1 protein-coding gene is annotated in these 305 nt (G+C 50.2%); it reads left to right on the top strand.

The features are described from left to right. Positions 1 to 305 (top strand): threonine/serine exporter family protein (locus tag AB4585_RS25405; RefSeq protein WP_372171554.1); only part of this gene is annotated, 305 nt, incomplete at both ends.

The raw sequence follows: 305 nt of genomic DNA, 5'->3' as shown, positions 1-305 counted from the left end.
TTCTTGCTCAAACCATACAACGTCTGCGAAGACCTAATGGCGCAACCAAACAAGAGCCTTTTCGCTACCCTATCTGGGCGGTTGCTCTGGCAAATATGTCCATTCCACCAGCCTATCTGATGCTTATCGGCAGTACGCTTGAGGCGATCATCTGCTCACTCTTTCTCGGGTTTATGGTTTGGGGTTGTCAAATGGTGCTGTGTGGGCGTCGTACCATCGCGGTTGAATTTATAGCGGCATTACTCACTGGTATCTGTGTCGCTGGATTGAGTAGCCAAGGGCTCCCCATTCCCGTGTATGCATTA

Source organism: Vibrio sp. 10N.222.49.C9 (assembly GCF_041474985.1).
In the GTDB taxonomy this organism is placed as follows: domain Bacteria; phylum Pseudomonadota; class Gammaproteobacteria; order Enterobacterales; family Vibrionaceae; genus Vibrio; species Vibrio crassostreae_C.
Note: the sequence above shows the minus strand (reverse complement) of the source record. Positions and strands in the feature narration are given on the sequence as shown.